This is a genomic window from Ideonella azotifigens (assembly GCF_006519715.1).
In the GTDB taxonomy this organism is placed as follows: Bacteria; Pseudomonadota; Gammaproteobacteria; order Burkholderiales; family Burkholderiaceae_C; genus Ideonella; species Ideonella azotifigens.
This window is the reverse complement of sequence record NZ_VIDT01000539.1, coordinates 1-3,868: the sequence shown is the minus strand read 5'-3', so window position 1 is coordinate 3,868 and position 3,868 is coordinate 1. Positions and strand designations below refer to the sequence as shown.

The 3,868-nt window shown below is 66.6% G+C and carries 7 protein-coding genes; 4 read left to right on the top strand and 3 right to left on the bottom strand.

The features are described from left to right. The 4 genes from FKP22_RS23630 to FKP22_RS23615 form a co-directional block, all read left to right on the top strand. Positions 1 to 850, top strand: an 850-nt coding sequence (locus tag FKP22_RS23630) for a thiamine phosphate synthase (RefSeq protein ID WP_141290119.1), incomplete at its 5' end; no start/stop codon positions are given. Positions 851 to 908: 58 nt separating this feature from the next. Continuing rightward, complete coding sequence (locus tag FKP22_RS23625; protein WP_141290118.1) at positions 909 to 1,127, top strand: hypothetical protein; 219 nt, start codon at positions 909 to 911, stop codon at positions 1,125 to 1,127. 61 nt (positions 1,128 to 1,188) lie between these two features. After that, positions 1,189 to 1,599, top strand: coding sequence for a hypothetical protein (locus FKP22_RS23620; protein ID WP_141290117.1), 411 nt, complete (start codon positions 1,189 to 1,191; stop codon positions 1,597 to 1,599). A gap of 215 nt (positions 1,600 to 1,814) precedes the next feature. Further along, positions 1,815 to 2,303, top strand: a complete 489-nt coding sequence (locus FKP22_RS23615) for a GNAT family N-acetyltransferase (protein WP_141290116.1) — start codon at positions 1,815 to 1,817, stop codon at positions 2,301 to 2,303. Between the two features lie 24 nt (positions 2,304 to 2,327). Here the strand turns inward: FKP22_RS23615 and hepT are convergent, their stop codons facing one another. From hepT to FKP22_RS23600, 3 genes are all read right to left on the bottom strand, one after another. Beyond that, the gene (gene hepT, locus FKP22_RS23610; RefSeq protein ID WP_141290115.1) at positions 2,328 to 2,756 is read right to left on the bottom strand and encodes a type VII toxin-antitoxin system HepT family RNase toxin; all 429 of its coding nucleotides are present in this window, start codon (positions 2,754 to 2,756) and stop codon (positions 2,328 to 2,330) included. Further along, complete coding sequence (gene mntA / locus FKP22_RS23605) at positions 2,746 to 3,141, bottom strand: type VII toxin-antitoxin system MntA family adenylyltransferase antitoxin (protein ID WP_141290120.1); 396 nt, start codon at positions 3,139 to 3,141, stop codon at positions 2,746 to 2,748. The genes hepT and mntA overlap by 11 nt, the downstream gene beginning before the upstream one ends. 115 nt (positions 3,142 to 3,256) lie before the next feature. Then, on the bottom strand, positions 3,257 to 3,868 hold a 612-nt coding region (locus FKP22_RS23600), incomplete at its 5' end, for an alkaline phosphatase family protein (protein WP_310733364.1).

Here is a 3,868-nt window from a genome sequence, read left to right as displayed (position 1 = left end):
GCGCCAGGCCACCCCGCAAGGCCAGGGCGCGGGTCCGGTGCGGGCGATGCACGGCTGGAGCGGCCATTCCACGAAACGCCCGTTACCGCGCCTGCACATCGGCAACGAAGCACCAGAAGCCTGGTCCGCACCGGCCCGTTCCAGCATCTTGCGTGAAGGCCTCTACGGCATTGCCGACAGCGCCGAGCGCATCGCGCAATTGCTGGGCGCCGGCCTGCGCCAACTGCAACTGCGCATCAAGCGCCCACCCAGCCTTGCCGGCACCGAAGCCGAACGCTGGCAGTCCAACTACCAACGAGAACTGCGCCAGTCCCTCGCCGCCTGCGACGCCGCCGGCGCCATCCTCTGGGTCAACGACCACTGGCAACTCGCCCTCGCCACCGGCGCCCAAGCCCTGCACCTCGGCCAGGAAGACCTGCTCGCGCTGAGCGAACCGGAACGCCGGCAACTCCGCCAGGCCCAGGCGAGCGGCATCGGCCTGGGCCTGTCCAGCCACAGTCCCTGGGAACTCGCCCGCGCCGCCGCATGGACCCCCGACTACATCGCCTGCGGCCCCGTCTGGCCGACGACGACCAAGGACATGCCGTGGCGCCCGCAAGGGCTGGACAACCTGGCATGGTGGGTGGTCAATTCGCCAGCGCCGGTGGTGGCGATTGGCGGGGTGCTGACGCCCGAACAGGCTGGTGCCGCCAAGGCGGCGGGCGCACACAGCGTCTGCGTCGTCAGGGGCTGGGGGCCGGAGCCGAGCGCAACGATGCCGGCATGGTTGGCGGCACTGACCGCACAGGCGCCCGCCCACGCGGAACGCCCGGACTGGCCGCATGCCACGCTGTCGCCAGCCAGCGCATGACCGCAATCTCGGCTTGCGACTACGATCACCCCTTCAACACAGAACAATTGGAACGAACATGGCCGACCTGGAACTGCTCCGTAAATTCACCTCCCAAAAAATGCCCGTCCGCCTCCTGGCCGCCGAAGAGTTCAAAGGCGCTCAGGCTTTGGCAGCCCTGGGCTACATCAAGCTCGCAATGCCGCCGGTGAATTCAGGGCGAGGCGCCTATGGGAAGCAGGATGCTGCGCTGGTGCTGGCGATCACACCGACGGGGAAGCGGGCGATTGCGGGCTGAGGTGCGCTGATTCTTGAGCTCAGCGCAGGGCGCGGATCGCCAGAAACGTCCATGAGGTCACATGAACAAGACGCCTCGTTTCACCGCGGTGTTCGCGGTACTTTTGGCGCTGAACGCTCCGGTTGGCGCATGGGCCAAAGTCAGCGTCTCGGTCATCCTCTGCTTTGAACCGAACGTTCGCGTCATCTCGCCCGGTGCAGCAGGGCACCTCGACCGCTTCGCAGAACGTTCAAGAGCCACTGGGGAACCTGTGGGCCTGTTCGCCACTACCGTTGGCGATGCAGACCTTGAGGTCCCAGCGGCCAGCGCAGCTCGAATCGATGACCTGGTGGCCGCGCTCGTCGGGCGAGGCATCAGGTTTCCTGCCACCCATGCCGACCGCATCGAAGCCTCTGCAAGCGACATGGGCTGCCCCGCACATCAACTCGCAATTGAGCTTGAGGCGCTGTTTCCTCACGACGGTTATCGATAGATTCAGGCTGTATTGAAGTTGCCCTCAGGCGGAAGGCGGGGACGGCGCCGCAACAGACACGCGCAAGGGATCTCTCGATAAGACTTGGGCAAGCTGACACAGGACCCATGGACCATGAGGTACTGAATTCACACATCTCACAGCCCGCGCTGTTGCATGAGTTACCTTCTACGTGCGGGCGGCCGCATCGATAGGTTCGCAGAACACCGCCGCTCATGACCCTGAACGCCCTGCCGCCGGCTTCAATCCGCCCGGCCACCCTCGCCGACTCCCAAGCCGTCTTCGAAGCCCACCAGGATTCGGTGCTGACGCTCTGCGCCGGTGCCTACACGCCACTGCAGATGCAGACCTGGTTCGAGGGCCGGACGCATCAGGTCCATTGGCCGGCGATTCAGGCGGGGCAGATCCTTGTTGCCGAGCGCGAGGGACGGGTGTTGGGCTTTGCGGGCTTTGTGCCGGGCGAGGTCACGCTGCTGTTCGTTCGGCCGGAAGCCGCGGGCTCCGGGCTGGGTGGGCAGTTGTTCCGGCTGGCCATGGCACAGGCCGAGATCGGCCACGACGGACCGCTCACCGTGGTCGCCACCCGCAACTCGCAGGGCTTCTACGAGCGGCACGGATTCGTGGCGAAAGAAGCTTCGTTTTTTGTTCGCGGTGCCGCCGAGCTGCGCTATGAAGTGGTGAACATGCAGCGCGCCGAGCGCTGAGGGGGCTTTACTGGCGCCGCAGCTTCAACCGCCACCCTTGCCCGCATCCCCCAGCAACAACGCCTGGCTGTAGCGCAGGAAACCGTCCAAATGATTCTGGATGATGCTCACGGTGATGGGCAGTTGCAGGGCCTGGTAATCGTGCACGGCGATGTTGCGGAAGCCGACCATGCGCTTGAGTTCATCGGCCAGTGGCGCTTCGATCCAGCCGCCTTGCGCCAGCAGCGCGAACACGTCGCGGGCGCTTTGAGGCACCCCAAGGCGCTCGCGGCGGACCATGTGCTGGCCCATGTCCAGTGCGGCTTCGCAGGCGCGCTGGATGTTCAGGATGGCTGCGTCCTGGCGGGTGAAGTTGGTGGCGAAGCTGGCCGGGTCGGCGGCGTATTCCTCGCGAGCGCGGCGCACGCAGCGCTCGATCGCGGCGGCCTTGTTGATCAGCACGTCATCGGCCATACACGGTTCCCTCTGCCTGGATGTCTGCCAGCAGGCCGGCGCGCGCCTGGTCCAACTCGGTCTTCTCGCTCAGGATCGCCGCTTCGTAGAGGGCGGCCTGTGCGTCCAGCGCCCACCAGCGCTGCCCGGTGGTGATGACCTGGTACTGCATAACGGTAGAGGCTGCGCGCAGGTCCAGCAGGTCGACCGGGCAGCCGCTCAGGTCTGCCAGGTCGCCGGCCAGTTCCCACAGGACCAGCGGTTCGACCTGGCCTGCCACCAGCACCGCCATGTCGAGATCGCTTTGCGGCCCTGCCGTGCCCTGGGCGCGACTGCCAAAGACGTACACGGCCAGGAGCCCAGGCAAACGGTCTCGCAGGGTTGACACCAGGGCCTCGCGGGGCAGGGGCAGCGGAATTTGAGAGGCAGCCAACATGGTTCGCGTTGCGTGTGATGCCGGTAAGGGCGTTGTCCACTCGGGTCAGGCAGCATTGTCGACCCATCAGGCACAAGCAATGGCCTCACCCCGGCCCCAACGCCCCACTCAAGTCCCCCATCGCCGGAAAACCATTCGCCTTCAGCCCCTGGTCGCGCTCGACCACGCCGGGCAGCGGGTCCAGGCCCCAGCGGCGGGTGATGAAGCGCAGGATGGAGGCGGTGTCGTACTGGGTCTTGTCGACGAAGCCTTTGCGAGCGAGCGGGGAGACGATGAGCGCCGGGATGCGGGTGCCGGGGCCCCAGCGGTCGCCCTTGGGCACGCGGGCGTGGTCCCAGAAGCCGCCGTTTTCGTCGTAGGTGACGACGATGAGCATGTGCGGCCACTGCGGGCTTTGCTGGAGCCGTGCGATGACTTCGGCGATGTGGGCGTCGCCGTCGGCGACGTTGGCGTAGCCGGCGTGCTGGTTGAGGTTGCCCTGCGGCTTGTAGAAGGTCACGTGCGGCAGTTGGCCAGCGGCGGCATCAGCCAGGAAGCGGCTGTCGAAATCGCGCAGGTGCTCGGCGCGGTAGGCGGCGTGCCGCTGCGGATCCATCGTGGCGTAGTAGTTGAAGGGCTGGTGGTGCGGCTGGAACTGCGCGGTGCCGCCGTAGATCTGCGTGCGCGCCTCGGGCGTGCCGGCGCTGGTCGCCGCCCA